30 protein-coding genes and 1 pseudogene are annotated in these 25321 nt (G+C 30.4%); 11 read left to right on the forward strand and 20 right to left on the reverse strand.

Annotated elements, in window-relative coordinates; translation table 11 throughout:
* The first annotated feature begins 460 nt into the window (after nucleotides 1–460).
* Genes H9661_RS04155 through adc form a run of 3 tightly spaced genes read left to right on the forward strand, consistent with a single transcriptional unit; the run spans nucleotide 461 to nucleotide 2590 of the window.
* Nucleotides 461–1117, forward strand: a complete 657-nt coding sequence (locus H9661_RS04155) for a 3-oxoacid CoA-transferase subunit A (RefSeq protein WP_143315458.1) — start codon at nucleotides 461–463, stop codon at nucleotides 1115–1117.
* Entirely contained in the window at nucleotides 1118–1819 is a 702-nt protein-coding gene (locus tag H9661_RS04160) for a 3-oxoacid CoA-transferase subunit B (protein ID WP_143315461.1), read from the forward strand. It begins immediately after the preceding gene.
* A 30-nt stretch (nucleotides 1820–1849) separates the two neighbouring features.
* Complete coding sequence (adc, locus tag H9661_RS04165) at nucleotides 1850–2590, forward strand: acetoacetate decarboxylase (RefSeq protein ID WP_191767779.1); 741 nt, start codon at nucleotides 1850–1852, stop codon at nucleotides 2588–2590.
* A gap of 281 nt (nucleotides 2591–2871) precedes the next feature.
* On the opposite strand, the gene H9661_RS04170 is transcribed toward adc, so the two are convergent.
* The 15 genes from H9661_RS04170 to H9661_RS04235 all read right to left on the reverse strand — a co-directional run bounded on the left by H9661_RS04170 (nucleotide 2872) and on the right by H9661_RS04235 (nucleotide 10380).
* Nucleotides 2872–3201, reverse strand: coding sequence for a hypothetical protein (locus H9661_RS04170; RefSeq protein ID WP_191767780.1), 330 nt, complete (start codon nucleotides 3199–3201; stop codon nucleotides 2872–2874).
* Nucleotides 3202–3215: 14 nt separating this feature from the next.
* A complete protein-coding gene (locus H9661_RS04175; protein WP_207729630.1) occupies nucleotides 3216–3710 on the reverse strand; it encodes a hypothetical protein in 495 nt (164 codons plus the stop codon).
* 244 nt (nucleotides 3711–3954) lie between these two features.
* Nucleotides 3955–4335: a hypothetical protein gene (locus tag H9661_RS04180; protein WP_191767781.1), complete on the reverse strand. Its 381-nt coding sequence runs from the start codon at nucleotides 4333–4335 to the stop codon at nucleotides 3955–3957.
* A gap of 186 nt (nucleotides 4336–4521) precedes the next feature.
* Nucleotides 4522–4893: a hypothetical protein gene (locus tag H9661_RS04185; RefSeq protein WP_143315471.1), complete on the reverse strand. Its 372-nt coding sequence runs from the start codon at nucleotides 4891–4893 to the stop codon at nucleotides 4522–4524.
* Complete coding sequence (locus H9661_RS19825) at nucleotides 4894–5028, reverse strand: hypothetical protein (RefSeq protein ID WP_279232038.1); 135 nt, start codon at nucleotides 5026–5028, stop codon at nucleotides 4894–4896.
* Between the two features lie 200 nt (nucleotides 5029–5228).
* The gene (locus H9661_RS04190; RefSeq protein WP_143315473.1) at nucleotides 5229–5675 is read right to left on the reverse strand and encodes a hypothetical protein; all 447 of its coding nucleotides are present in this window, start codon (nucleotides 5673–5675) and stop codon (nucleotides 5229–5231) included.
* 12 nt (nucleotides 5676–5687) lie between these two features.
* Nucleotides 5688–7241: a pre-toxin TG domain-containing protein gene (locus H9661_RS04195; RefSeq protein ID WP_191767782.1), complete on the reverse strand. Its 1554-nt coding sequence runs from the start codon at nucleotides 7239–7241 to the stop codon at nucleotides 5688–5690.
* 131 nt (nucleotides 7242–7372) lie between these two features.
* Nucleotides 7373–7525 carry a hypothetical protein gene (locus H9661_RS04200; RefSeq protein ID WP_191767783.1) on the reverse strand — a complete coding sequence of 51 codons (153 nt, stop codon included), beginning with the start codon at nucleotides 7523–7525 and terminating at the stop codon, nucleotides 7373–7375.
* Nucleotides 7525–7842, reverse strand: coding sequence for a hypothetical protein (locus H9661_RS04205; RefSeq protein ID WP_143315477.1), 318 nt, complete (start codon nucleotides 7840–7842; stop codon nucleotides 7525–7527). The genes H9661_RS04200 and H9661_RS04205 overlap by 1 nt, the downstream gene beginning before the upstream one ends.
* 4 nt (nucleotides 7843–7846) lie before the next feature.
* Nucleotides 7847–8473 (reverse strand): DUF5081 family protein, encoded by a 627-nt coding sequence (locus H9661_RS04210; RefSeq protein WP_191767784.1) that lies wholly within the window; start codon nucleotides 8471–8473, stop codon nucleotides 7847–7849.
* Between the two features lie 4 nt (nucleotides 8474–8477).
* On the reverse strand, nucleotides 8478–8774 hold the full coding sequence (locus tag H9661_RS04215) for a hypothetical protein (RefSeq protein ID WP_143315481.1): 297 nt from the start codon (nucleotides 8772–8774) through the stop codon (nucleotides 8478–8480).
* Nucleotides 8774–9154 carry a hypothetical protein gene (locus tag H9661_RS04220; protein ID WP_191767785.1) on the reverse strand — a complete coding sequence of 127 codons (381 nt, stop codon included), beginning with the start codon at nucleotides 9152–9154 and terminating at the stop codon, nucleotides 8774–8776. The genes H9661_RS04215 and H9661_RS04220 overlap by 1 nt, the downstream gene beginning before the upstream one ends.
* A gap of 240 nt (nucleotides 9155–9394) precedes the next feature.
* A complete protein-coding gene (locus H9661_RS04225) occupies nucleotides 9395–9703 on the reverse strand; it encodes a nucleoside triphosphate pyrophosphohydrolase (RefSeq protein WP_143315485.1) in 309 nt (102 codons plus the stop codon).
* Complete coding sequence (locus H9661_RS04230; RefSeq protein ID WP_191767786.1) at nucleotides 9704–9934, reverse strand: hypothetical protein; 231 nt, start codon at nucleotides 9932–9934, stop codon at nucleotides 9704–9706.
* Nucleotides 9935–9987: 53 nt separating this feature from the next.
* Entirely contained in the window at nucleotides 9988–10380 is a 393-nt protein-coding gene (locus H9661_RS04235) for an RrF2 family transcriptional regulator (RefSeq protein ID WP_191767787.1), read from the reverse strand.
* 206 nt (nucleotides 10381–10586) lie between these two features.
* Here H9661_RS04235 and sufC point away from each other — a divergent pair, with 206 nt between their 5' ends.
* The 5 genes from sufC to sufU are packed head-to-tail and all read left to right on the forward strand — an operon-like array spanning nucleotide 10587 to nucleotide 15525.
* The gene (gene sufC, locus H9661_RS04240; protein WP_191767788.1) at nucleotides 10587–11339 is read left to right on the forward strand and encodes a Fe-S cluster assembly ATPase SufC; all 753 of its coding nucleotides are present in this window, start codon (nucleotides 10587–10589) and stop codon (nucleotides 11337–11339) included.
* A gap of 15 nt (nucleotides 11340–11354) precedes the next feature.
* A complete protein-coding gene (sufB, locus tag H9661_RS04245) occupies nucleotides 11355–12764 on the forward strand; it encodes a Fe-S cluster assembly protein SufB (protein WP_191767789.1) in 1410 nt (469 codons plus the stop codon).
* A 9-nt stretch (nucleotides 12765–12773) separates the two neighbouring features.
* Nucleotides 12774–13868, forward strand: coding sequence for a Fe-S cluster assembly protein SufD (gene sufD / locus H9661_RS04250; protein WP_191767790.1), 1095 nt, complete (start codon nucleotides 12774–12776; stop codon nucleotides 13866–13868).
* Entirely contained in the window at nucleotides 13861–15090 is a 1230-nt protein-coding gene (locus H9661_RS04255) for a cysteine desulfurase (RefSeq protein WP_191767791.1), read from the forward strand. Before sufD ends, H9661_RS04255 begins: the two co-directional genes overlap by 8 nt.
* A 6-nt stretch (nucleotides 15091–15096) precedes the next feature.
* Nucleotides 15097–15525, forward strand: a complete 429-nt coding sequence (gene sufU / locus H9661_RS04260) for a Fe-S cluster assembly sulfur transfer protein SufU (protein WP_143315499.1) — start codon at nucleotides 15097–15099, stop codon at nucleotides 15523–15525.
* An 88-nt stretch (nucleotides 15526–15613) separates the two neighbouring features.
* Here the strand turns inward: sufU and H9661_RS04265 are convergent, their stop codons facing one another.
* The 3 genes from H9661_RS04265 to H9661_RS04275 form a co-directional block, all read right to left on the reverse strand.
* Nucleotides 15614–17635, reverse strand: coding sequence for an RICIN domain-containing protein (locus H9661_RS04265; protein ID WP_143315501.1), 2022 nt, complete (start codon nucleotides 17633–17635; stop codon nucleotides 15614–15616).
* 49 nt (nucleotides 17636–17684) lie between these two features.
* Entirely contained in the window at nucleotides 17685–18419 is a 735-nt protein-coding gene (locus tag H9661_RS04270; RefSeq protein ID WP_143315503.1) for a hypothetical protein, read from the reverse strand.
* A 259-nt stretch (nucleotides 18420–18678) separates the two neighbouring features.
* Nucleotides 18679–19683, reverse strand: coding sequence for a substrate-binding domain-containing protein (locus tag H9661_RS04275; protein WP_191767843.1), 1005 nt, complete (start codon nucleotides 19681–19683; stop codon nucleotides 18679–18681).
* A gap of 331 nt (nucleotides 19684–20014) precedes the next feature.
* Here H9661_RS04275 and H9661_RS04280 point away from each other — a divergent pair.
* Nucleotides 20015–20620, forward strand: a pseudogene (locus tag H9661_RS04280) (glycoside hydrolase family 11 protein); the annotation flags it as partial.
* A 167-nt stretch (nucleotides 20621–20787) separates the two neighbouring features.
* Here H9661_RS04280 and H9661_RS04285 read toward each other — a convergent pair.
* Nucleotides 20788–21843 carry a pectinesterase family protein gene (locus tag H9661_RS04285; protein ID WP_191767793.1) on the reverse strand — a complete coding sequence of 352 codons (1056 nt, stop codon included), beginning with the start codon at nucleotides 21841–21843 and terminating at the stop codon, nucleotides 20788–20790.
* 478 nt (nucleotides 21844–22321) lie between these two features.
* Between H9661_RS04285 and H9661_RS04290 the strand changes: the two genes are divergently transcribed.
* Both H9661_RS04290 and H9661_RS04295 read left to right on the forward strand, forming a co-directional pair.
* Nucleotides 22322–22882, forward strand: a complete 561-nt coding sequence (locus H9661_RS04290) for a TetR-like C-terminal domain-containing protein (RefSeq protein WP_185966735.1) — start codon at nucleotides 22322–22324, stop codon at nucleotides 22880–22882.
* Between the two features lie 136 nt (nucleotides 22883–23018).
* A complete protein-coding gene (locus H9661_RS04295; RefSeq protein WP_191767794.1) occupies nucleotides 23019–24713 on the forward strand; it encodes an oleate hydratase in 1695 nt (564 codons plus the stop codon).
* A 78-nt stretch (nucleotides 24714–24791) separates the two neighbouring features.
* Here H9661_RS04295 and H9661_RS04300 read toward each other — a convergent pair whose 3' ends face one another.
* Nucleotides 24792–25154, reverse strand: a complete 363-nt coding sequence (locus tag H9661_RS04300; RefSeq protein ID WP_143315522.1) for a TSUP family transporter — start codon at nucleotides 25152–25154, stop codon at nucleotides 24792–24794.
* Nucleotides 25155–25321: the final 167 nt, after the last annotated feature.

The following is a 25321-nucleotide window of genomic DNA, read 5'->3' on the forward strand; positions in this document are numbered from 1 at the left end:
GATAAGATAGATATTTTTTTAACAAATAGCAGTAAAAAAGATTAAACCCAAAAAATTGTCAGAATATAAATAATATTTCTTTTAAAAGAATATAAAAATCTCAATTGTACCCATCTATAGGTACAATTTTTATGTATAGATACTTAATTATTTTTATCTATATCATTATATAATTAAGGTTTTTTGTCTAATTAAGGCGGATTTTCCATACCAATTATACTGCACAAATATAATTTTTGAAGCGTTTATGTCCATATTTTTATTTTATTAGCTATTTTGTTGAACCAAAACCAATTATATGAATTTATCACATTATTTCACATATAGTAAACCATTAATTTTAATAAAGCTAACTTTTTTGTTCAAAAATTACATTTCATTCACAAAAAGGATTATAATACAAATATACTAGTTAATAACAATTATCCGGATAAAAAAATAATATATATTGGAGGTACTCATGAATAAGCTATTTAAACCCAATGATTTAAAACCTATTTTTAAAGATGGAATGAGCATCATGATTGGTGGTTTTCTAGACTGTGGAACTCCTGATGACATAGTCGACTTATTAGTTGACTTAAATGTAAAAGATTTAACCATAATTTGTAATGATACTAGTTTCCCTGATCGAGGAATAGGCAAGTTAATTGTAAATAATCAAGTAAAAAAAGTTATCGCTTCCCATATAGGTACGAATCCAGAAACCGGAAACAAGATGTTATCAAAAGAAATTGAAGTGGAACTTTCCCCTCAAGGTACACTTATTGAAAGAATACGTGCAGCTGGATCTGGACTTGGTGGCGTATTAACTCAAACTGGTCTTGGTACAATCGTTGAAAATGGAAAAGAGAAAATTTCAGTTAATGGAAAAGAGTATTTGCTAGAAACTCCTTTAAAAGCTGATCTAGCTTTAGTAAAAGGAAGTATAGTAGACGAAAGTGGAAATACATTTTATAAAGGAACAACCAAAAACTTTAACCCTTATATTGCAATGGCTTGTGACAAAGTAGTTGTTGAAGCTGAAAAGCTTGTAAAAAGCGGCACTTTGAATCCTGAAATAATTATGACCCCTGCTCCACTAGTTGATTATATTGTTAAAAAGGAGGAATTCTAAATGATTAATGATAAAAAATTAGCAAAAGAAATTATAGCAAAAAGAGTAGCTGAAGAATTAGAATCCGGACAACTTGTAAATCTAGGAATTGGTATTCCTACTTTAGTGGCTAACTATATACCAGCTGACAAAGAAATTTTCATTGAATCTGAAAACGGAATAGTTGGAATGGGCTCCGCCCCAGCACCAGGAAACGAAGACAATGATATCACAGATGCTGGCGGACAATATACAACGATAGTACAATCTGGTTCATTTATAGATAGCTCAACATCTTTTTCTCTAATCAGAGGAGGTCATGTTGACGTTACTGTACTTGGTGCCTTAGAAGTTGATGAACACGGAAATTTATCAAATTGGATTATCCCAAGTAAACTAGTTCCCGGAATGGGCGGTGCTATGGATCTTGTAACAGGATCAAAGAAAGTAATTGTTGCGATGCAGCATACTGGTAAAGGAAAACCTAAAATTCTAAAAAAGTGTAGGCTTCCACTTACTGCAAAATCAAAGGTTAATTTAATAGTTACTGAACTTTGTGTAATTGAAGTTACAGATAGAGGGCTTTTACTAAAAGAAATTAATAAAGAAACGACTATTAATGAAGTTCAATCTTTAACAGAAGCAGAATTAATTATTCCAGAGTATGTAAAAGTAATGTTGACTAACTATTATATTTATACCTCTACGGAGAAACATGCTTAATTTAACTAATAAAGAAAGGATGGATCATATATGTTAGAATCTGAAGTATTAAAACAAATTACTACCCCACTAGGAGCTCCAGCGTTTCCTACAGGTCCATACAAATTTCACAATCGTGAATATTTAAACATTATATATCGAACCGATTTAGAAGCATTAAAAAAGATAGTACCTGAACCATTAAAAATAGAAGAACCCTTAGTTAAATTTGAAATGATGGCAATGCCAGATACTACAGGACTTGGTTCATATACAGAATGCGGTCAAGCAATACCGGTGACATTTAATGGTCAGAAAGGTGATTATCTTCATTGCATGTACCTAGATAATGAACCTGCTATTGCTGTAGGTAGGGAAATGAGCGCTTATCCCAAAAAACTTGGTTCACCAAAATTATTTGTTGATTCAGATACTTTGGTAGGCTCGTTAAAATATGGTTCTTTACAAATTGCAATTGCAACAATGGGTTATAAGCATAAACCCCTTGATTTTGATGAAGCAAAAAAACAAATTTGCAAACCAAATTTTATGCTAAAAATAATCCCAGGTTATGATGGAAAGCCAAGAATTTGTGAACTTGTTTCTGCGGAAATTACAGAGATTAAAATAAAAGAAGCATGGACTGGCCCTGGACGTTTACTACTATTTGAACATGCTTTAGCACCAATGGCAGATTTACCTGTTCGTGAAATTATATCAGTATCCCATATTCTTACTGATTTGACTCTTCCACCTGCCAAACTAATTTATAATTATCTTAATAACAAATAGACATTTCCTATCGCTTTAACTCTTTACATAGGCTAAAATATAATAAAGTTTCTACATTATAAACTTGCTTATATATGTCTATATGTAGGAACTTTATTTTTAAATATTCTTATATGTTATCTCTGCTTTTTATATATTTTTTGAATCATACATTTATAGAATGTATTAGCTACTAAAAAATAATGAACCAGCCTACTTAAATTTCAGCTGATTCATTAAATCTTATTCATATTATACTCATCGCATATCGCCTTTATCAAATTGTTTGCTCATAGTAACTATTAGTCCTCATCATACATTAAATCATCTATTTCTTGCATATCTCTTGCAATATCACCATACATATCTATTAAGTTCATTAGAAAATCTATTGTAGTAACTCTATCATGTTCGTATATCTCCACATTAACTCCTAAACTTATAATTTCTTTATATGCTTTTACTATTTTTTTTATTCCATCTTCATCTGTGTACCCACATACCATTACATACTCATTATTAGTTATTTTATCTTTAATCTCACCTATTGATAAATTGGTATATTTTCTTATACTACTAATACATTTTGCTATTTTATCATTGCTTTTTATTTTAATTCCTATATTATCCACTTATTTCCCTCCTATTAAAAATCATTTCTATCAATTATAGGCTCTCCAGGTCTGCTATTTTTAAAATTTCCTCCATGCCATCCATTTAAATGTTCATTTGTCGTAACTGGATATATTATTTCACCTCTATCTGCTAAATGAGGATATTTTGATGCACTATACGAATGATGTCCTTGAATAGACTTCCCATCATATTTAGGAGTTCTACCATTTAGAATATTTTCAATTTGTTCTGTTGTCCAATTACGCGTAGTGCTTTCTCCATTTATTATTCTTTCCCTTTCTTGATTCCAGAATTGTTTAACCCCTTCACGTCTTCTAACTGAAAATCTTTTATTCCACTTATATGCTTCATATTCTGCTTTAGTTGCTGTTCTATTATCTATTTTACTTTTAATTTCTGACATTTTCTTTGAACTTAACTGCTTATTAGTTAACGGATGTTCATTTAAATCTAATCCAGTAACTCTTTCAGAAATTATTTCTTTTGCATTAGGTATACTAATCACCTTAATATCACCTGCTGCCTCATAAGCAAACCCAAGAATCCTGTCCTTATCTCCCTTATATTTTACAGCAATTGTGATTTTTTAGATATACTTTCCTTATCTCCACTATCTAAAACAGCTCTAAGTCTTTTTCCTTAGCCGCTTAACCCAAAATTATTACGTCTATTTGTTGGGATATTTATTTTTAAAAAACAAGAAAAAAGAGTTAACATTTTTTACGCTAACTCTTAATAAATTTATTTACCTAATATATTTCTGTTTTTTCAATACTGATAATTGCATCTTTTTTAGGAATTTCCCCTTCATAATAATATTTATCAACCATATGTAATCCTAATTGTTTTGCTACTTCAGGACTACCTGTTCCAACAAGATATGAATTATCTAATTCTTTATCAACATGTACACTTACGTTTCCTATCTTTGCAATTGTATTGCAACTATAAATTTCTTGTATATCACTTCTATTTACCTTTTTGGTAAATATACCGCAATTATATTTATCTGTAAAACTTTCATCTATCTTTGATTTATCTATAGTACGTATTTTACAATTGCCTTTCATATCACTACTAAATTCATACTCAATACTATTAATCAAACAAAAGTTACCATTTTTAATCATTGCTTCCTCCTTATTTCATTGGCATAAATTTAACAATATCATCGTCAAATATTCCAACTATCTTATCGATCCCGTCAACTACTTCATGAAATTCAGCTCCATCTATCAGATTAAGCTCTTCACAATTTCAATGCTATTCTCTAAATCCTTCATATTTATAATTACTATCATTTAATTTAATTGAAATCAAACCTTATAATCATAAACTGCCCAATATTTTTCGCCTTCACTCAATGATACCCACTTTTGGAATGTATCCTTAAGAACACGCTCAAATCCTAAGCTAATTAAATCATAAGATCTTGGTCCTGTTTCAAGTAAAACCTTATCATTATCTTCTTTTCTAATAAGAAACCTATCATTATTATATTTGAAACACAATGTCTTTTTGTATATTTTAGAACACTCTTCTCTCACAACATCTTTAGAATAAGTTCCCATAAAATCAACAAAGCCTTCTGTTGGTATTTCACTTAATAGACAAACCACTCCATTATTTTCAAAACAACATTTATATTCTATCCCTTTATATACAGCAAATTGTCCATTTCCCTTCATCTATCTCATCTTCCACCATTGATTACTATATCTAATAGCAACAATTTTTTCTGTTTCACTCCCTCTTGATACTTCATAAATTACAAAACCATCATCTAAAAAACAATATTGAGAATTTCCATGCATTATTTTCATTAAGTCCTAGAACATTTGAGCCGTATTTACATCATCGATTGTTGTTCCACCATAGCTTCTTGTTACTAATGCTTCTGTATCAATTGTATATATTGATTTAGATGCTAAAATTAATAAATCAGCCTACTTAATTTCAGCTGATTCATTTCAACTTCTCATTGCTCTATAAAAACTATTTACAAAAATAGAACTTCTCTTTCTTAGCTATTTGAGTAATATTGATTTAAATTGTTTATGCCCTTAATAAAATTTATAATAGAATTTTCATCTGTCATTAAATTACTTAAATAAAGTAAAAAATCAAATTCATCTTCATCATCTCCGAAGGTCAAAACAAATGGACTTATATATGGTTTATATTTAATATTACAAACAAGGATTCCCTTTATTTTCACTCTAAAATCACGCCTACCATCTTCTAACATTTCATTTGTGCAATTTATTTCATCTGGCTTAGTTTCATAACTCTTATCATTATATTGAAAATACAATTTATCATCATCAATATATAACCCTAATAGTTCACCATCCTCACTAAATCCACCTACACCTTGACGTATATCACCTGTTTTTTCAACTACTGTATATCTTAAATTATCTATTTGAATGCAAGTATCTATCTTAGAATAATTCCTTAATATAATCAATACTAATCCCTCCTAATGTATTAATCCTAATAATGTATTTATTACATCATCTTTTACCATTGACTTTTGAATTATAATTTCCCATATTTGTTCATCAGATGTAAACATCCCTTTATCTATATAGTTTTCTTTCATCCTATTAAACATACCTTCAACAGTCGGTCCTATTGGATTCCCATACTTTTTAATATTTCTAGCTTCTAATCCTGCTCTCTCTTCTACTCTCATATTTGCTCTAGCTGTAACTTTCTGTTGATTACGTGCATCAACAACATGTTTTGCTATATCTTCTTTAGAAAATCCTTCTGAAGACATTCTCTCAATATCAATTTCTAATTGTTTAGATGCTTCAAGATAATCCCTTCTAACATTTTGCATTCCTTTTGCCCAATCTACATCAGTAAAATCATATTCTGGTTTATGATATGCAGTGCCTTCATTTGGCAAATACCCATATGCCCCATTATCATCAGGATATATCTGTTTAAGTACATATGGCTTTACTTCTTCTAAAGGTATTCCTTCACCAGTTTTACCTATTACAGCAATCCTTGCACCCTTCGCATCAACAAACCCAAGAATCCTGTCCTTATCTCCCTTATATTTTACAACAACTTGCGCTAAGTTTTCTATAGTTTCCTTATCTCCACTATCTAAAATAGCCCTAACTCTCTTCGATTCCTCAGCAGTTAACCCAAGATTATCAACCTCAGTTACTATCTTTCTCAAGTTCTCGTTACTTCTATAAATCCTTTCAAATTCTCCTGCTCCAAGGCTGCTTAATCTTAAGCTTTTGTCCTTAGTTCCTTCTTGTAGGTTCTTCATAAAAGTTTTATAAGCATCTGGAGTTTCTATCCTCATGTTGTCTAAAAAGCCACCACTTTCAACTCCCTTAACTCTAGCAGAAACTGTACCGCCATATTTCGATACTCCCATAGCACTAATTCTAGTTCCCTGGTAGGCAAGTAGCCCTACCCATGGTGGCAATCCTGCTTTTTCTGCTGCTTCCATAGAAATATAGCCTGTCCCCATGGCGCCTACATTTCTTATAAGTTCCTTTCCCGAAACCTTAAGTAATTCCTTAGCACCATATTTACTTCCTACCTTTATTAGCACAGCTCCATCTCCTACTAGAGGTATTGCTGACAATGCACTTAAAGCTCTCTCTGCATCTGATAACTTTCTTTGGGTTATTAAATCCATTCCTATAACAGCTTCAACCAATCCCTTAGCATCTCCTACTATTGGGATTACATCAAGACCAAGGGATACCCACTTTTCCCATGCCTTTTCATAAGTTACATCTGCACCTTCTATAGTTTGTTTTAGATACTTACCATACTCATCGATATATTCTTCATTATTATTTTTAGCATTTTCCTTGTATTCTTCATATTGCTTTTTCATAACATCTGATACGCCTTCGTACGTAAGTAAATCTTGAAAAGTTAACCCTGCCTTTTCTCTTGTGTATTCATAACCTTCTTCTGTTACTCCAGATTCTTCTATTCCTAAGTTATTTTTTACAGATATATCTTCAATCCTTATAAGTCCCAAGTCTTCCAAGGCATCTTCCTGCTCTGAGAAAAAGTCACTGTCGACACTGCTATCATAGTATCCGCACAGCCCTTTAAAAACTGTATACCTTTGAGACCAATTAAAAAGTTCATTAATCTCATTATCGAGAGGAGAATAATCTATGTATCCAAGTCCACCATCACTATTAATAATTCTACTGCTTCTTTTGCTACTCTATTTGCCTCATATAAATTTCTACCACAATTATTTAAAGCATATTCAGCATTTGAACATCTTGAACTTATTTGTTCATCTATTGAAAAATCCCTCATTATTTTCTCTCCTCTGCTATCATTTTCAAGACTTGAGCTAATTTTTCATCTTCTTCTGCAAATTTTTGTAATATACTATAAACATATGAAGCTGTAATTTGAAGGTAATTAACTAAACTAACTAATTGTCCATTTAAACCGTTATTAAACTGCTCTAAATTTTCTTTAGTCTTTCCAAGATAGCCATTTCCTCCATCTAAAAAACTCTTCATCCCTTCATCATACATTTGAAGAGCATCATTATAACTTTGAGCTATAATCATAATTTTATTTATAACTATAAACAAGTCATTGCCTACTTCTATGTGATCTGCCATCTCTCTAACTCACCTCCATGTTATATAGCTTTAGTATTTCTTTTCTTACTTCCAATGGATTAACAATGATTGCTTTCTCTTTTAAAAAATCATATTTAAATAAATTGTTCTCCTCAATGTAGTAAGCATTACTTGAAATGATCTTTCCTTTATTCACTTTTTGAATGTATAAAATATCTTTACTATCTTTGACCAGCCCTTTATCTTGGAAAAAATTCTTTATAGGAATATCTATTGAATGTTCCACCTCTTCTTTGTTTCCCCATAGAAATTCGTATTGTTTTACTATATTAAATATCATGGCTTCTTTAGTTGTCTTCTTAAATAACACTCTACCATCCTCTTCTGGCTTGAAATATATTAGAAAATTACTTTTATCCATAGCCATAACTAAATCATTTATCCAAATATAATCTTTAGCTTTTTTATATTTCTCTAGATTTCTAAGTATAAGAAAAGATAGATCATTAATAGAACCATCTTTATTAAGTATCTTTTCTTTTATTAGGTTTTCTTTTATTTTTGATGCACCAAACAGTTCTAACTTCTCACCATTATAAGGTGTAATCCCATAGATGTTTTTACCATCTAATGCTCTATTTAGATAATATAGTTCATTTACTGAAATCATGTTCTTACCTCCATGGGCTAATTATTTCTGAACTACTCATGAAATCACTAGCTTTTTCATAGAATTTCTCCATTGAATTACAATTCTTTTCTGCTACTGGTATAAGATTTTTACTAAGTTCGCTGCAAAGGTCTAATAAACTAATTACAGCTTCCTTATTCTTACCACTCCAATTAAACTGATCTCCCCTAATACTAGAAACTAACTCACTTAATGCACTATCTGACTCTACTAATAATTCATGGGCTTTTTTAACTTTCTCTATATCTGAATCCATACTTGATTTTGCTCTGTACTGCATCAATCATATTTCTCCTTCCACTTTTTCTTAAGCTCTCTATCTTCCTCTTCACACTTATCTACATAATAATCATATAATTCCCTGGACTTATCTATTTTGCTAGCTATTTCGCTGCTAACATATCTTAGATGTTCCCTATAATTATCAATTTTGTTCTTTAGTTCCTTTGATCTTTCAAAAAATAAGTCCACAGCCTCACCATAAAGATTACTATCTTCATCATAGACTTGATAGAAATTACTAACAACTTGATCACACTCACTTATTGCTCTATCTAACTCACTTTTATAACTTTCTAACTTCTTCATTTTTCTCTTGTAATTATCTCGTTTACTCTCATATGCTGATGTATAAAATAAGTCACTTATTTCATAAAACATAAGATCACCTGCCTTAAAATTGCTCATAAAAAAAATGGGTTAATACTAAAAAGTATTAACCCATGTAAAAATATAATATTTTTTATCGCTTGCATTAAATAATAATTTAAGTAAATTAATCTCCCACAGATTCAACTCACTTAATGTCTTTTTGAATTATACCACAATATGAGTTTATTGTACATAATTTCCTATGAAGGAGTATAAAACTAAATAGAATTCTAATCTCAATTTATATCTCTATCTAACAGACTTTAATACTATTCCTTCTTTAAATCCCCCACGTTCCTCATTTTTATTTGCTCTAGCTTTTAAAAGTTCCTCTTCACTAAACCCCAAAGCATTAGCAAGTCCAAATAGAACTTCCATTACATCAGCTAATTCTTCTAAATTTTTATCTTCTAAAAATTCTTCTACTTCTTCCTGTAATTTCGCTTCTAAAAGATCATATCTTTCCTTTTCTGGTGCAATTATAAATTCACACTCTCTTCCACTCTTCTTTATTATTTCTGGGATTTTATCTCTCACTAACTTTTCATACTTTTTCATCTATTCTTCTCTTTTCCACATTAAATACGTATAAATTAATTGCACCAAAACTCCTATAATAACAAATGCAGAAATAAGTAGATTTCTACTTATATTACCTCCACTTAACAAAATAAATAGTAACATAACAATCACAAAAGGTAATGTCCATAAAGTTCTTTTGAATTTTCTCCTATAACTTAAATTAAAATACAAAGCCTCAAATCCTTTATCAACTTTATCTCTTTTCATTAATTATTCACCCTCCCTTAATTTTGGTATTCTCTGGCCAATTCAATTGAAACTTATAAAATATCTTGAAGAGTATATTTACTAACTTCATCTATAAAAGCAGTTAATGCATCTCCTAATATAGCTTTAAACTTACAATCAAAATAATTACATTCATGCCTTGCACTAGAAAAACATTCTAATAAATTTAATTTTTCTTCAGTAATAACTAAAATCTTTCCTAAATTTATATCCTTAGGCTCCATCCCAAGCTTTAACCCACCATTTCTTCCTTTAGAAGATACTATATATTCCGTTTTTGCTAACCTATGAACGATTTTCTTTACATGATGTTCTGATACTTCAAGGCTTGAAGCCAATTCTTCTACTGTGCATAATTTATATTGATTTTCTGCTAAGTATATTAAAATTCTAAAAGCATAATCCGAAAACTTAGACAAGTTCATATTTTCACTTCCCTTATATCTATTAATTATTATTTATTATAGCAGAAAAACAATTAATTAATATGCTTTAGAAATTTTAACAAATAAAATGTTCATTTATATTGCACATTAAAATTTCCTGTGCTAATATAAAAGTGTATTTAAAATACACATTTAATTTTGAACTTAATATTATATAAATCAAAAAATATTTGAGGTGATTTTTAATGAGTAATAGTTTATTAAAAGTAAACAACTTAAAGATAGAAGCAGATAAAAAAGAAATATTAAAAGGATTAAATCTTGAAATCAACAAAGGAGAAATCCATGTAATAATGGGTCCTAATGGAGCTGGTAAGTCTACTCTTGCTAATGCACTAATGAATAATCCAAAATATAAAAGATTAAATGGTGATATAGAATTTGATGGCGAAAACATAAATGATTTAAAAACTGATGAAAGAGCTAAAAGAGGATTATTCTTATCATTTCAATATCCTGAAGAAATTCCAGGAATAACTGTAGAGAACTTTTTAAAATATGCTAAAAGATCAAACGATGGAACTGTATTAAAACATTTCAAATTTGATCTAGACTTAAAAAAGAATATGAAAGAATTAAAAATGGATGAAAGCTATGCAAAGAGGTATCTAAATGTAGGATTCTCAGGTGGCGAAAAAAAGAAAAATGAAATACTACAAATGCTTACTCTAGCGCCTAAACTTGCTATCTTAGATGAATCTGATTCAGGACTAGATGTTGATGCCATAAGAATTGTTTCTAAAGGAATAGAAATGTTCTCAAATGAAGAAAATGGAGTTTTAATCATAACTCACAACACTAAGATATTAGAAAATTTAAAACCAGATTACGTTCATGTCTTAGTTGATGGAAGAATCGTTAAAACTGGTGATGGCAACTTAGCTAAAGAAATTGAAGAGAAAGGCTACGAATCTTTTAAAGAAAACTTAGCAGTTTAAAGGTGGTGAATTTAAATGGAAAATAGGAAAAAGACCTATATAGATGAAATGGATAGAGGAATATATGATATAAAAAATGAAGATAGTTTTAGCTTTAAGTCTAAGAAAGGATTGACTAAAGAAATAATAGAAACTATTTCAAAAGAAAAAAATGAAGCTGAGTGGATGAGAGAATTCAGATTAAAATCTTTAGAAATATATAACAAACTTACTCTTCCATCTTGGGGTCCATCTTTAGAAGAATTAGATATGGATAACATAATAACTTATGTACGTCCAAAAAGTAATTTAGTTGGGTCATGGGATGAAGTACCTAAAGATATAAAGAAAACCTTTGATCTTTTAGGAATTCCAGAAGCAGAAAAGAGTGCCCTTGCCGGTGTTGGAGCTCAATACGATTCTGAGGTTGTTTACCATAGTATAAAAGAAGATTTAGTTAAACAAGGTGTTATTTATACTGACATGGAAACAGCTCTTAAAGAGCATGAAGATATAGTTAAAGAATATTTTATGAAATGCGTAACTCCAAATGACCATAAATTTGTTGCACTTCACGGGGCTGTATGGTCTGGTGGCTCATTTGTATATGTACCTAAAGGTGTTAATGTTGATATCCCCCTCCAATCATATTTCAGATTAAATTCCCCAGGTGCAGGACAATTTGAGCATACCTTAATAATTGTAGATGAAGGAGCAAAACTTCATTTTATAGAAGGCTGTTCAGCCCCAAAATATAGTGTAACTAATCTTCATGCAGGTTGTGTTGAACTTTATGTTAAAGAAGGAGCAACCCTTAGATATAGTACAATCGAAAACTGGTCAAAAAACATGCTTAACTTAAATACTAAAAGAGCAATAGTTGAAAAGAATGGAACTATTGAATGGATTTCAGGTTCCTTTGGTTCACAAATTTCAATGTTATATCCAATGAGCATATTAAAAGGTGAAGGTGCAAGAGCAGAATTTACAGGAGTATCTTTTGCAGGTAAAGGACAAGACTTAGATACAGGAGCCAAAATTATACACGCTGCTCCAAATACTTCATCCACAATAAACTCAAAATCAATTTCAAGAAATGGTGGGAAAGCTACTTATAGAGGTGTTCTAAAGGTTAACTCAAATGCTTATAACTCCAAATCTATGGTGTCTTGTGAATCTTTAATGCTAGACAATAAATCTAAATCAGACACTATTCCTGTTATAGATTTATTAAATGATGATGTAGAAATAGGACATGAAGCTAAAATAGGAAGAATAAGCGATGAATCTATTTTCTACTTAATGTCTAGAGGTATAAGCGAAGATGAAGCTAAGTCAATGATTGTAAGAGGCTTTGTTGAACCTATATCGAAGGAATTACCTTTAGAATATGCAGTTGAAATGAATAATTTAATCAATATAGAATTAGAAGGAAGTATTGGGTAGGTGATATTAATGGAAGCTATAAATTTTGATAATTTAAATAAGACTCCCGTAAGGACAAAATCCTGGCTTAACATTAATGATATAAGCCTCGGAAAATTAAATATAGAAGAAATCAAAGAATTTAACAATGTAACTATTAAAGGTGAGGTTAATGGAGTTAATATTCAAAAACTAAAGAATAATAATCTCTTTCCTATATATAAAGAATTTATATATGGTGTAAGTGAAGAACTTATAAAGCAAGGTAATGAACACTTTAATAATGGCTACTTAATAACAATAAGTGAGAGTATTAAAGAGCCAATAATTTTAGAATTTGACTTTGATAAGGATAATAAAACCTTAATAGATAACTTAATTATCCTTGGCAAAGAAAATTCAAAGGCAGAAATTATAGTAAAATATAAATCTTTAGATAACTCAGATGGGTATCATAACGGAATTTGCACAGTATACTCTATGAAAAACAGTAATATTAAACTTGTTAAAGTTAATTTATTAAATGATAATATAATACATTTTGACTCAAATGTCTCTGATGTGGACTCTTTAAGCACAGCTGACTTTGTTTCAATAGACCTTGGAAGTAAGTATAGCATTACTAATTATCATGCTGATTTAAAAGCTGATTCTTCAACTTCAAATATAGATTCCATCTATTTAGGAGGAAACAAAAAAGTTATAGATATAAACTATATTGTTACCCACACAGGAATAAATAGTAAATCAAATATGAATGTTAAAGGAGCCTTACAAGGTGAAGCAAAGAAAGCCTTTAAAGGAACAATAGATTTTAAACGTGGATCATCAAAAAGTGTAGGTTCAGAAGATGAATATTGCATGTTGCTTTCAAAGGAAGCTAAAGCCAAAGCAATGCCAATACTATTATGTGGAGAAGATGATGTTTCTGGAGAACATTCCGCATCTTCAGGAAGAATAGATGAAAATAAATTATTCTATTTAATGTCTAGAGGACTTAGCTATGATGAAGCAAAAATTATAATAGTTAGAGCAGCCTTTAACCCTATAATAGATAAAATCAGTGACCCAAATATCATTGAAGAAATCTTAGAACAAGTGAACAGGAGTTTGAAAAATGAGTAATAAAAACTTTTTAGAAGACTTCCCTGTTTTACATGCTGATGCAAATGGGGAAAGACTAATTTATTTAGATAGTGCTGCAACAACACAAAAACCAACTCAGGTTATAGAATCTATAGAAAATTATTATAAAACTAACAATGCAAACCCTCATAGAGGTGCATATAAACTTAGCATTGATGCTACAAAAGCTTATGATGATGCTAGAAAAAAGGTTAGAGATTTCATAGATGCAGAATTTTCAAAAGAAATTATTTTCACCAAAAATGCCACTGAAGGTTTTAATCTCCTCTCCTCCTCCTATGGCATGAGCAATATAAATGAAGGTGATGAAATTGTTATTTCAATTGCAGAACATCATTCTAATCTTATACCATGGCAACTTGTTGCAAGAGCTAAAAAAGCAATTTTAAAATACATGTACGTAAATGAAGATGGTGAAATTACAAAAGATGAAATCAAAAATAAAATAACCCCTAAAACTAAATTAGTTAGCATAACCCATGTATCTAACGCCCTTGGCACAATAAATCCAGTTAAAAATATTATTGATTATGCACACTCTATGGGGGCTAAAGTTATAGTTGATGGAGCTCAAAGTATACCTCACATGAAAGTAAGTGTTAGAGATTTAGATGCAGATTTTTTAGTATTTTCAGCTCATAAACTTCTAGGTTCAATGGGACTTGGAGTAGTATATGGTAAGAAAGAACTGCTCCAAAATATGCCTCCATATATAGTTGGTGGAGATATGATTGAATATGTCTATGAACAAGAAACAACCTACGCTGAGCTTCCTGCTAAATTTGAAGGTGGAACTCAAAATGTAGAAGGTGCTGTAGCCCTAGGTGCAGCTATTGATTATTTAAATGAAATAGGTATGGATAAAATTTCTGAAATAGAACATGAATTAATAGTATATGCCTTAGAAAAACTTAACGCTCTTCCATATGTAAAAGTATATGGCCCTAAAAATATAGATCACAGAAGTGGTGTTATTTCCTTTGATATAGAAGGTGTTCATCCCCATGATGTTGCCTCAGTTTTTGATAGCCATAATGTTGCAATAAGGTCAGGCAACCACTGTGCTCAACCCCTAATGAGATTTATGGACATTAATGCAACTTGCAGAGCTAGCTTCTATTTATATAATACAAAAGAAGATGTAGACAAATTAATTGAAGCAATAGAAAAAACATATACAATGTTTTCAAAATGGAGGTAATTTATTATGGATTTAAACTCAATTTATACAGAATTGATAATGGAACACAGCACATCAAAGCATAATAAGAGGAAATTAGAAAATCCAAATATTCATGAAAAAGGTCATAACCCAAGTTGTGGAGACGAAATAACTTTAGAGCTTAAATTAAAAGAAGATATTATAGAAGACTTAGCTTTTACAGGTCAAGGATGTGCTATATCTCAAGCATCTACTTCTATTATGATAGATTTAATTAAAGGAAAACCTATAGAAGAAGCCTTAAAACTTACTGAAACCTTTATTGGAATGATTAAAAGAGAAATTATAGATGATGAAGAATTATATGCATTAGAAGATGCTATGGCTTTTAAAAACATTTCTAATATGCCTGCTAGAGTTAAATGTGCAGTTCTTGCTTGGCACACTCTTAAAGAAGCTTTAGATAACAGATAGTATAAATTTATAATAAGACTATGCTTTAGTATAATTCTAAAACATAGTCTCTATTTTTATATGTTATACCATTCTAAGCTCAATTGTTTTATACATGAACTAACTCCCAGAGTTGTCCTTGCCCTCCCCAGTATGTCCACTGACAAATATTTGCCCCAGAATCCTTACTCATATTATAAAGATCTAAGCAAGATTTAAAATTTGATGCTTTTGTTAAAATTGCATATTTATTTCCAGAAACTTTAACAAACTTAAATTTTTGCATATCTCCTCCCCAATATTTCCACTCTGCAACATTTGTGCCATCAGCAGATGAACCATTTAAAACATCAAGGGAGCTTTTATAATTAGATGCTCCAGTTAATATGGAGTAATTTCCATCACCATCTGATACTAATTTAAATTTTTGCGCATCATATTTGTTTAAGCCCCACTGTTGAAGATTTGCACCATCAGCAGACGATCCATTAGTAATATCTAAATACAATCCACTTAAAGAGTTTTTAATATAATAAGTACCATTTAAGTTAGTTGATTCTGTCGTTGCATTAGAAATTTTCGAGCCCCATATAGACTCATTATTAGCACCTATTAAAGAAAAAGTCATAGTACTTTTGTGTGATGAAGATTCATCATTTTGTTTAAAAAATACGCCTTTATAAGTAGCACCATTAATTATCATAGTACAATAGTATGATCCGGACTTTTCTTGCCATGTTCCTGTATAGTCACCACTAATAGTTCCATTAGAATTTAATGAAACCTTAGATGTCTTTAACATGCCTATGTGAGCAGTAGTTGCATCTAAACCATGGTTAACAAATTCATAAGTGCCAGCAATATCGCTATTTGAATACCCTGATGATGATATTGTGTTTCCTAAGTATTCATATACTGTTGTTACTGGCCATCCATCTTCATTTAAAAATTGTTGATGAACTCTAATCTGATGACCTTCAGTTCCATTATTAAATCTTGTATGATAAACAAGATACCTTTGTCCATTATCATCAATTAATGCAGAATTATGTCCACCTGACATATATCCATTTGCACTAAGCTCGGAACTAGCTACAGATTTTAAAGAAGAAAAAGAATAGTTACCAAATAATTTTATACCTTTGCTTGATTTATCAACATTAGCACTTGTACATATTGCAGAATTTCCTTTTGCATCAACGTAAGGTCCATTTATATTTTTTGATCTAAATAAACGAATGTGGTATCCACTGAAATTATCTGTAGCATCAAGTCCACAATAAGATTCATACAAGTAATAGTATCCTGCTGATTTATCATAAACAATATAGGATCCTTCCCCAGTAGTTCCATAACCACCTGAAATCTTTGTTCCGAAGTATTGGTCTGAGGAATTAGTTTTAGTTTGGTAAGTGTAAGAATAATCCCTTAAACCTGTAGAACTATCTAACTTTAACATAAAAATCCCACCAAACCATGAACCATAAGACATCCATAAGTTTCCGTCTTTATCATATAATACACAAGGATCAATGGCATTAGGTCCGTATGCTGAATTCCAAGCTCCATTTGACACATATCTTCTGTCTACAGTATTGGTTCCTGTAACTTTTTTATAGTCTGTCTCACCAGCTTGTGAAGAATTAGTAAACCCTGAATATACTATTGTTCCAGCATATGTATATGGTCCTTCTATCCTATCAGCTGTTGCAAGGGCAATAGAAGAATAGAACTTGTCCCCATTAACGCTCATATACATGCACCATTTTTTCATTTTTGTATTGTATATAACATCAGGAGCCCAAAGGTTTCCATTAATGTTATATGAATTACTTCCATGAGAAGCCCACTTACCTCCAACAGAAAATACCTTTGCATAATCATTATTAATATTTGTTTGGAAATACTTCCAAGATGTCAAATCAGATGAAACTGCATCTGATTTATGTGATCCAAAAAGATAATACTTACCATTAGCCTTTACAATTGATGGATCATGTACAGATATCCTTGAAGTCTTTAGCACAGCAGCTGAAGCAGCAAATGTATCAAATATTGGACCAAACTGAATTAGTGCTATTATTGATATCCCTAGCATAAATGATATGATTTTCTTTACTCTATTTTCCATCCTCTTCGATATAAAAATTATATCTTTCCCTCCTTTTTATTTTAATAACTTAACTCCAAAAAACTATAACCTTTTTTGCTGCTTCATCTACATATGTCATATATCTTATAGACCTTTCAAACTGACTTCTAGACATACTTATATCTTTAGAAGTATCCCACGGATTTACCACTATTACAGTATCTTTAGTTACACTTTTTATTGAATAAGAGTGACTTCCGTCTCCTAAAATCCCTTTACTTGGATCTGCTATACTAAAATCACACGCAGCCATAATACCTTTATTAGATTTGCACTTTGAAGCCATAGTATTCATCATGTTAGTTTTAGCAGTACCTCCATTAATAGTGGCTTGTCCAAATCCAGTCATTGTTGTAAACACATCACAAGCAAAACAACCATTATAAACATTCATAGCTTTTTGTAACCCAGCTTCTATAACTCTAGCATCAAGGTCACCACTTATGTATGCATTTGCCACATCAGTTTTTGATACTGTCTGCTTTCCAGCTCCGAAATTTAATGTATAACTGCCGTTACTATTAACAGAAATCATTTTACTTAAAAGATTTTTACCAAATTTACTATTGCTTAATGCCTGTATTGCAGAAACAGCACCACAATCCCCAACACTTCCTTGGTGAAATGTACTTAGTATTCCATCAAGTTGTAATGTTGGATCACCTTTTGTCCCTGCATAAGCAGATACTGGTGTAAGTAGAGTGCTTAAAGCAATCCCTAAAGATAGACATGAAGTAATAACTTTCATTTTAATTTTTTTCATTTATAATCCCCCCATTTAAGTTTGTTATCAAGAATTTTTAAGTATTTTTATTAATAGAATACATTAATCTGACAACCACTCAAATAGTTTTGTCGTAAAATGAATAAATATAATCCTAAAGATTTATCTGTATTAAATTTTATAAATATAAAAAGATTGTTTCTCCAATTAATAATAGTAGAAACAATCTTTTTCTGTAATTTAACAAAAAGCTTATATACCTTAGATAAAACTTAATTTAATATGGTCCAATTTTAATTCAATATATAGGTTCATATACCATTGGAATAATAATTTCTTTACCATTAAGCTTTAAATTTGTATCTTTGGTAGAAATCTTATCAGAAAACAAATTAATTCCAACAGTATAAGCAGCATTTGCTATAGTGACAGGATCTTGAAAAACTGTACCTGTCATATATCCTTTTTTTATTAAGTCTTTTGCTTCATCTATTCCATCAAGTCCAAAAACAGGAATAGTTTTTAATTTATCCCCCATATTATATCCATACTTTTGAAGTGCTTCAATTGCACCAATTGCCATAGCATCATTATTTGAAATTATTGATTCTATTTTGTTGCCATACTTTAAAAAGAGTGAAGAAACCATATTCTTTGCCTCTTCTTTATCCCATTCAGCTGGTACTGATGCAAGTTCTTGTGTTTTTATACCTGAATTATTAATTGTACTAATAGAGTACCTACTTCTTTCGATTGTATAGGGACTAGTTTCTTTTCCCTTTATTATAATGTATTGTAATGTACCATCATTGTTTTTATCCATAGTTGTCTTATTATTTTTCCAAATATCTGCTATAAGCTTTCCTTGTGCAATCCCAGATCCTACTGCATCTGAAATAAGCACAAATGCCTTATTATATGTACTAAATGCATCTGTTTCTGGAATATCGGCAGCAATAAGAATTACTGGAATATTTTTTATCTTAAATTTTGAAAAAATTTCCTCTACCACATCTTTTCTTTTTTCAACCATATTTAATATTACAAAATCAAAATCACCTTCAATTGAATTGTTTATATTTTCTAACTGTGCAATATTATTTGATTTTGCATCAAAGAAAGTAAATTTAACTTTACTTTCGTTTTCTTTTTGTATATCCTCAAACCTTTTTCTTATTAATGAAAGAAAGATATCGTTATAACTATAAAATAATGCCGCTACTTTAAGTGGCCTTCCTGTAGGTATTTCAGAATAATTTTCTATAGCCTTTGGAGTAAAACTTGGTAACTGAATAATTAATATATATTAAACAATTCAAAGTTAAATAGAAAATTAATTAATTCAAGATTCAAAATCGATATATTACGATAAATTTATTGTAATATGGTAAGAATTTTATTATTATTACTACAATACTTAGTTATAATTTACTAAATATATAATTAATATCAAGTATTGTAAAAAATAAAAACTGGGGGGATGAAAAATGTTAAACAGAAAAAGAATTCTTACTACCTTAGTAGCATTAGTTATGACTAGTTCTTTAACGATGATTGGTAATACTGCTTCTGCTACAACAACTTTAAACGCACCAGGAAATACTTTTGCTGCACCAGCTTTAAGCAGCACACCAAAAATACTCAACTCAAATGCAACCGGCATCCATGACGGCTACAACTATGAACTGTGGAAGGATTATGGAAACACAAGCATGACTCTTAAAGCTGGTGGTTCATTCAGTTGTCGTTGGAGTAATATCGGGAATGCCTTATTCCGTAAAGGCAAGAAATTCAATGAAACTCAGACATACAAGCAACTTGGCAATATATCAGTAAACTTTAATTGCGACTACCAACCATCCGGCAACTCATATTTGTGTGTATATGGATGGACAAGTAGTCCACTAGTAGAATATTATATAGTCGATAGTTGGGGAACTTGGAGACCACCTGGAGCATCACCAAAGGGTACTATTAACGTTGATGGTGGTACGTATGACATATATGAAACCCTAAGAGTCAACCAACCTTCCATTAAAGGAAATAGTACGACCTTTAAGCAATATTGGAGTGTACGTAGAACAAAACGCACAAGCGGAACCATATCTGTTAGCAAACACTTCGATGCTTGGGAGAGTAAGGGAATGAAGTTAGGAAAAATGTATGAAACAGCGTTTAATATCGAAGGATATCAAAGTAGTGGAAGCGCTGACGTACGTAATATGTCAATTAATATTGGCGGCAGATAGTAATATATTCTGGTGACAAAATTAGGTTTAGTGAAACATACTCAAAAAGGTGGATTCAAATTAACGAATCCACTTTTTTTTAATTTCATTTAAATAATTATAGTTAACATCAGAAAATGCAATATTGAAATTTTCACAAGACTACCTATATTCTAACTTTATAGTCTCCACCCGTCTTTGCCTGATAAAACATTAGCTTTAGTATACCTAGAAGCTTGGCTACTATTAAGTGCTTTTGACCAAGGTACTCTCTTTGATCTATTTGCACCAATACCTGTACATCCATACTCCTCAAGCAAAGCAGTGTTATTATTATTGTTATTCATTTTTAACCATCCTGCTGGGTTAACTGGTGCATTTAATTTGCAATTTATATATGACACATGGCAGTAGTCTCCATAAGTTCTTCCAAGATAAACTGTTGAAGGTGTTTTCCAACGAGGATTAGTACGAGATGTATAATTAACATCTCCATTAGCAGTTAAGGTACAATTTAAAAATACATATCCATACTTTTGTCCCTGAGGTGTATTAGCAGCTGTATACATGCCACCATCCCTTAACTCATTTAATGTACAATTATCAAATAATGCAGTAGCACCTCCCCAAATAAAATCAACACTACCTTGTATAAAACAATCCTTAAAATATACTCTAGATTTATCTACTCCATATGTATATGCACATAAGGTATCTTGTCCACTATAAAAATTACAATTATTAAAACTTATTCTATCTCCATATGTATAAACGCAAGATGCTTGAACATCTTTTCCTGTATCCTTTAAATGGCTATTTTCAAAGCTGATATTTTGTGCAATAAAATCATTTTCTCCAACTGTCAAAGCAGCACAATCTGCTGAGCCATATTTTCCTCCACCAGGTTTAGGATCCCCATTTGCAACATTATAAGTTAATTTCGTATTGTTTTTATTTTCACCTATTATACTTATATAAGGTTTTGAAATAGTAATCTTCTCTTTATAAACACCTTTTTTTACATGTATAGTCTTTCTTTTAGCATCATTAATCTTTGCTAGATAGTTATAAGCCTCTGTAATAGTTTTATAATTTCCACTACCATCTTTAGCAACAGTAATATCATAGGTTGCTGCAGATACCACTTGTTTTGGCAAAATTACTACTCCAAAAACACCTAAAATAAATGTGCAAACAACTGTAAAACATATTTTTTTTAATTGTGATTTAACCATAATATAATCCTCCTAAATTTTCATAATCTTTGTTTGTAATTTTAATTAAGACGGAATTTGCTTCTTATTCCATCTTAATTTAAGAAACTACTGGAAATTAGTATACTAATATTTGTTGAATATTTATAAAAATATTCTCATAACATAAGATTTTAATAAATAGATTTATCTTGAAATAGTCAAAATAATTCGTGAAAAGTGAATATTCTATATGTTTCGAGGTTATTTTCTATAAAATAAGAAAATGTTATGTACTAATTCTTTTACAAAACTATTTTAATATTTACTAGTAGTTAAACTATTTTATGTAATAAAAACCTTTAAAACTTAATGTATAAATAGTAAAATATACATTATTAAACCAAGTTTAACCATAATATTTTATTTACTCACCCCTACTCTTTCCTAATTCATTTCTTTAGGTCCATTAATTCATTAATTTAAATACTTTTTCTAATAGAAAGGTGTGATTAATTTTATGTCTGTATCATTTATTACTAAAAAAGCGTTAGCTAATTCTTTAAAATTGCTCATGAAAGAAAATTTAATAAGCAAAATAACTGTAAAAATGGTTACTGATACATGTGGAGTTTCAAGACATACATTTTATAATCACTTCCACGATGTATATGACTTGCTTGAATGGATATTTGAAAATGAAGTTATAGATGAACTTGATGAATGTTGCAACTTATCAAACTGGAAAAATGGAGTTTGTCTTGTTCTCCGATATACCTTAGATAACAAATCTATATGTATTAATACTTGCAAATCACTCGGTCGTGAACTCCTTGAAGTATTTTTACAAAAAACTTTTCATAAAGTGCTAATAGGTGTTATTGCAGAAATAACTCAAAATATGGACGTTGATGAAAAAATAAAAAATCAGGTAGCTACATTTTTTGCCTATGCTATAACTGGCGAATTTTTACATTGGATTAATAGTGGATTAATAGAGAAAAAAGAAGATATTGCTGACAGAATTGAAATAATGCTAGATGGTACCATTTTAAGAATTATGACGACTAATAAGAAATAAATTACACATTTCTTTAAATATGTGCAATTTTTTCACATATTACATTTCTGTCCATTGAACATAATCTTCACTAAACTGTAAAATATAGGTATATTAAATATCTATATTTTATTTGTTTAAGAAAGGAAGTAGTTTTATGAATAATTATCAAAGAATTAATCCAATTAAACCAAAGAATATTGAATCAAGAAAAGCATACTTAATAGGAGGTGGAATAGGTTCCTTATCAGCAGCAGCTTTTTTAATAAAAGACGGCCATATGCCAGGAAATAACATTCATGTGATTGAACAGCTTGATATCCTTGGAGGTTCAATGGATGGCGCAGGAACTGCAGAAAAAGGCTATACTGCAAGAGGCGGTAGAGAAATAGAAGAACATTTTGAATGCTTTATGGAGCTTTATAGTTTCATTCCTTCTTTAACTGATAAAAACAGAAGCGTATTAGATGAATTTCGCGAACTTAATATAGAAGAACCAATTGAATCCCACTGCAGATTAGTACACAATCAAGGAGAGAAGGCAGACTTTTCAACTCTTGGATTATCAAAGGGACATGCTATGGAGCTTACAAAACTTCATTTGTCTACAGAGGAAGCCCTAGGTTCAACTACTATAGAAGAATTTTTTACTCCTAGTTTCTTCAATACAAACTTCTGGTATTTCTGGGCAACCATGTTTGCATTTGAAAAATGGCATAGTGTCGTTGAAGTAAAACGTTATATGGAAAGATTCATGCATTTAATAGGTGGTATGAATAAATTAAAAGGTATACTTCACACTGAATATAATCAATATGATTCTTTAATACTTCCTCTTATTACATGGCTTAAAGATCAAGGTGTATGCTTTGATAGCTGCTGTAAAGCTACAGATATTGATTTTGATTTTACAAATAATCAAAAGATTGCAAAAGCAATTCACTATACTAAAGATGGTAAAAATGAAATCATTAATGTAAATGAAGATGATATTGTATTATTTACTAACGGATCTATGACAGAAAACACAACAAGGGGCGACATTGATCATCCTGCTATTATAAATAGATCAGAAGATAAAGGTTGTTTTAGTTTATGGGAAAAGCTAGCAAAGAAGTCACCTGACTTTGGACACCCTGAAAAATTCTGTACTAATATAGATAAATCAAAATGGATGTCCTTTACTGTTACCTTAAAGGATGATGACATTGTCTTCCCTCATATTTATAATCTTACAGGAGATAAGCCTGGTATGGGTGGTTTAGTTACAATAAAGGATTCTAACTGGTTTATGAGCTGGGTTGTACCAAAACATCCACACTTTATTAATCAACCTGATAACGTAAAAGTTCTTTGGGCATATGCATTAAATCTTGATGTACCAGGAAACTATATTAAAAAGACATATTCAGATTGTACAGGCCGTGAAATGTTTGAAGAACTCCTTTACCACATGGGATTAGAAGATAAGATTCCTGAAATTCTATCTCATACAGTAAACGTAATTCCTAGCATGATGCCTTACATCACTGCACAATTTATGCCTCGTGTTCCAGGCGATAGACCTAATGTAATTCCAGAAGGAAGTAAAAACTTTGGTTTCCTAGGACAATTTGCAGAAGTTCCTGAAGACTGCGTATTCACAGTAGAATATTCAGTAAGAAGTGCAATTATGGCTGTATATGGATTACTAGGTCTTGAGAAAACATTAGATCCTGTATATCCAAGCAAATATGATATTCGTGTATTAATTAATGCAGCAAAAACTTGTCTTGGTATTGATAAACTTCCACTTAAGAATATACCACTAGGTGAATTTTTTAAGAATACAGAAATTGAAAAATTACTATAATTCATAAAACTTGAAGGAATACTTAGAGATCTAAGTATTCCTTCAAGTTTTATTTACATACTATATTTCTTTTTTAGATTACTTTCCCAAAAAGGTTTTTATTCCAACCAAAATAATGAATATACCAAAAGCTTTTTTCATTATGTTCATAGGAAGAATATTAGCTAATTGACCTCCGAATTTAGCTGCAATTAACATAGTAATACAAATAACTATACCAGCAACTATATTTGTATTTCCTTTCTTATAATATTCCATAAATGCAAGTATCCCAACAGGTGGAAGCATAGCCACCAAAGAAGTTCCCTGAGCTTGTAATTGAGAAAATCCTTTTAAAAACATTAATGCTGGAATAATTATTATTCCTCCTCCAATTCCAAATAATCCACTTAAAGTGCCTGCTGCAATACCAATTACTGCATAAATTAATACATCTAGCATTATTCTCCTCCTTTATTTATTATAAAAATTTCATATTATATTTCACAATTATTAGCTTTTTCATTTTATGATAGTAATCCCTCTTACTCTTATTCTACCCATTAACTTCTATCTCATAGTAATTAAATATATTCTTTGTTTATATAATTAAAAATTAAAACTAGACC

This window comes from Clostridium cibarium, from assembly GCF_014836335.1.
GTDB lineage: Bacteria > Bacillota > Clostridia > Clostridiales > Clostridiaceae > Clostridium > Clostridium cibarium.

Excerpts from the sequence above, each read along its gene's own strand:
- H9661_RS04185 (WP_143315471.1), bottom strand. The coding sequence starts at position 4,893 with ATGAAGGGAAATGGACAATTTGCTGTATATAAAGGGATAGAATATAAA.
- sufC (WP_191767788.1), top strand. The coding sequence starts at position 10,587 with ATGAGTAATAGTTTATTAAAAGTAAACAACTTAAAGATAGAAGCAGAT.
- H9661_RS04225 (WP_143315485.1), bottom strand. The coding sequence starts at position 9,703 with ATGAAAAAGTATGAAAAGTTAGTGAGAGATAAAATCCCAGAAATAATA.
- sufB (WP_191767789.1), top strand. The coding sequence starts at position 11,355 with ATGGAAAATAGGAAAAAGACCTATATAGATGAAATGGATAGAGGAATA.
- H9661_RS04210 (WP_191767784.1), bottom strand. The coding sequence starts at position 8,473 with ATGATTTCAGTAAATGAACTATATTATCTAAATAGAGCATTAGATGGT.
- H9661_RS04235 (WP_191767787.1), bottom strand. The coding sequence starts at position 10,380 with ATGAACTTGTCTAAGTTTTCGGATTATGCTTTTAGAATTTTAATATAC.
- H9661_RS04160 (WP_143315461.1), top strand. The coding sequence starts at position 1,118 with ATGATTAATGATAAAAAATTAGCAAAAGAAATTATAGCAAAAAGAGTA.
- H9661_RS04200 (WP_191767783.1), bottom strand. The coding sequence starts at position 7,525 with ATGAGGGATTTTTCAATAGATGAACAAATAAGTTCAAGATGTTCAAAT.
- sufU (WP_143315499.1), top strand. The coding sequence starts at position 15,097 with ATGGATTTAAACTCAATTTATACAGAATTGATAATGGAACACAGCACA.
- H9661_RS04295 (WP_191767794.1), top strand. The coding sequence starts at position 23,019 with ATGAATAATTATCAAAGAATTAATCCAATTAAACCAAAGAATATTGAA.
- H9661_RS04180 (WP_191767781.1), bottom strand. The coding sequence starts at position 4,335 with ATGATTAAAAATGGTAACTTTTGTTTGATTAATAGTATTGAGTATGAA.
- H9661_RS04220 (WP_191767785.1), bottom strand. The coding sequence starts at position 9,154 with ATGTTTTATGAAATAAGTGACTTATTTTATACATCAGCATATGAGAGT.
- H9661_RS04215 (WP_143315481.1), bottom strand. The coding sequence starts at position 8,774 with ATGCAGTACAGAGCAAAATCAAGTATGGATTCAGATATAGAGAAAGTT.
- H9661_RS04155 (WP_143315458.1), top strand. The coding sequence starts at position 461 with ATGAATAAGCTATTTAAACCCAATGATTTAAAACCTATTTTTAAAGAT.
- H9661_RS19825 (WP_279232038.1), bottom strand. The coding sequence starts at position 5,028 with ATGAAAATAATGCATGGAAATTCTCAATATTGTTTTTTAGATGATGGT.
- H9661_RS04285 (WP_191767793.1), bottom strand. The coding sequence starts at position 21,843 with ATGGTTAAATCACAATTAAAAAAAATATGTTTTACAGTTGTTTGCACA.
- H9661_RS04255 (WP_191767791.1), top strand. The coding sequence starts at position 13,861 with ATGAGTAATAAAAACTTTTTAGAAGACTTCCCTGTTTTACATGCTGAT.
- sufD (WP_191767790.1), top strand. The coding sequence starts at position 12,774 with ATGGAAGCTATAAATTTTGATAATTTAAATAAGACTCCCGTAAGGACA.
- H9661_RS04230 (WP_191767786.1), bottom strand. The coding sequence starts at position 9,934 with ATGAAAAGAGATAAAGTTGATAAAGGATTTGAGGCTTTGTATTTTAAT.
- adc (WP_191767779.1), top strand. The coding sequence starts at position 1,850 with ATGTTAGAATCTGAAGTATTAAAACAAATTACTACCCCACTAGGAGCT.
- H9661_RS04290 (WP_185966735.1), top strand. The coding sequence starts at position 22,322 with ATGTCTGTATCATTTATTACTAAAAAAGCGTTAGCTAATTCTTTAAAA.
- H9661_RS04270 (WP_143315503.1), bottom strand. The coding sequence starts at position 18,419 with ATGAAAAAAATTAAAATGAAAGTTATTACTTCATGTCTATCTTTAGGG.
- H9661_RS04300 (WP_143315522.1), bottom strand. The coding sequence starts at position 25,154 with ATGCTAGATGTATTAATTTATGCAGTAATTGGTATTGCAGCAGGCACT.
- H9661_RS04205 (WP_143315477.1), bottom strand. The coding sequence starts at position 7,842 with ATGGCAGATCACATAGAAGTAGGCAATGACTTGTTTATAGTTATAAAT.
- H9661_RS04265 (WP_143315501.1), bottom strand. The coding sequence starts at position 17,635 with ATGGAAAATAGAGTAAAGAAAATCATATCATTTATGCTAGGGATATCA.